The following is a 1,831-nucleotide window of genomic DNA, read 5'->3' on the forward strand; positions in this document are numbered from 1 at the left end:
CCCCGGCCCGGCCCCGCCGCCGGGACCGTACGCACTACCTCTACCTGGCCGTCATCGTCGCGGCGGTCGCCGGCATCGTCGTCGGCTTCGTCGCCCCCGAGGTCGGCAAGGCCCTGAAACCGCTCGGCACCGGCTTCATCGGCCTGATCAAGATGATGATCAGTCCGGTCATCTTCTGCACGATCGTCCTCGGTGTCGGATCCGTCCGCCAAGCGGCGAAGGTCGGCAAGGTCGGCGGACTCGCTCTCGGCTACTTCCTGATCATGTCGACCGTCGCCCTGGCCATCGGGCTGGTGGTCGGCAACCTGATCCAGCCCGGCGCCGGCCTGAGCCTCGGGGCGGAGACGGCCGGTGCGGGCCAGGCGGTGGCCGGCGGCGAGAGCGGCGGCACTGTCGACTTCCTGCTCGGGATCATCCCGACCTCGCTGTTCTCCGCGCTCACCGAGGGGGAGGTGCTCCAGACCCTGCTGGTGGCCCTGCTGGTCGGCTTCGCGGTGCAGGCGCTCGGCAGTCGGGGCGAGCCCGTCCTGCGCGCCGTCGGGATGATCCAGCGGCTGGTCTTCAAGGTGCTGGCCATGATCATGTGGGTCGCCCCGATCGGCGCGTTCGGCGCGTTGGCGGCGGTCGTCGGTGCGACCGGGATGGACGCGCTGACCAGCCTCGCCCAGATCATGCTCGGTTTCTACGCCACCTGCCTGCTCTTCGTCTTCGTCGTGCTCGGCGCGCTGCTCTGGCTCGTCGCCCGGATCAACATCTTCTCGCTGCTGCGCTACCTGGGCCGGGAGTTCCTGCTGATCGTCTCCACCTCGTCGTCGGAGTCGGCGCTGCCCCGACTGATCGCCAAGATGGAGCACGTCGGGATCAGCCGGCCCGTCGTCGGGATCACCGTGCCGACCGGGTACTCGTTCAACCTCGACGGCACGGCGATCTACCTGACCATGGCCTCGCTCTTCGTCGCCGACGCGATGGGCAAGCCGATGTCGGTCGGGGAGCAGATCGGCCTGTTGTTCTTCATGATCATCGCCTCGAAGGGGGCGGCCGGGGTCACCGGCGCCGGCCTGGCCACGCTCGCCGGCGGGCTCCAGTCGCACCGCCCGGACCTGCTGGACGGGGTCGGGCTGATCGTCGGCATCGACCGGTTCATGTCCGAGGCCCGGGCGCTGACCAACTTCGCCGGCAACGCGGTCGCCACCGTCCTGGTCGGCACCTGGACCCGCGAGTTCGACCGGGAGCAGGCGCGGGCCGTGCTGAGCGGGCAGCGCCCCTTCGACGAGGCGACCATGCTCGACGACGACGAGTCGGGCGACGCGCCGGACCGGTCGGCACCCGCCGACGGGCCGCGGCAGGAGGCGCCCCGGCCGTCGCTGGCCGGCACGCCCGCCTGACCAGACGCCGGTCCTCGGGGGGTGGTCCGTACCGTTCTCCGGGGACCGGGGTCGCGCCGGGCGGTCGCTCCGCCCCAGATCACGACGATCGCGCTACCTTGACCCCCGTCCCGCTGCCCGGGCCGCGCCGACCGCCGGCGCGGCCCGGGCGGCGCGTGCCGCCTGCGCGTGCCTATCTGTCGCCCGCGCGCACCGACGTGTCGCCTGCGCCGGGTGGACCCGCCTCAGGGCTGGCGCGGCGCGGGGCCACGGGTGGAAGATTGGCCGCTCCGGGCCGCCCCGCCGCACCGCTAGCCTCGCCGCCATGGAGTTGGAGCAGGCGCAGAAGCTGTGGCAGCCGCAGCCGGGATGGCTGAACACCGCCAGCTACGGGCTGCCGCCCGAGCCGGCCTGGGTGGCGCTGCAGGAGGCGCTGGCCGACTGGCGGGTGGGGGGTACTTCGTGGG

Annotated in this window: 1 protein-coding gene and 1 pseudogene; both read left to right on the plus strand. The window is 72.7% G+C overall.

The window, feature by feature from the left end:
- Positions 1 to 1,385 (plus strand): cation:dicarboxylate symporter family transporter (locus C1I99_RS31370; protein ID WP_199562466.1); only part of this gene is annotated, 1,385 nt, incomplete at its 5' end.
- 304 nt (positions 1,386 to 1,689) lie between these two features.
- Positions 1,690 to 1,831 (plus strand): annotated as a pseudogene (locus tag C1I99_RS31375) (aminotransferase class V-fold PLP-dependent enzyme); the annotation flags it as partial.

It is taken from the genome of Micromonospora deserti (assembly GCF_003236335.1).
Taxonomy (GTDB): Bacteria; Actinomycetota; Actinomycetes; order Mycobacteriales; family Micromonosporaceae; genus Micromonospora; species Micromonospora deserti.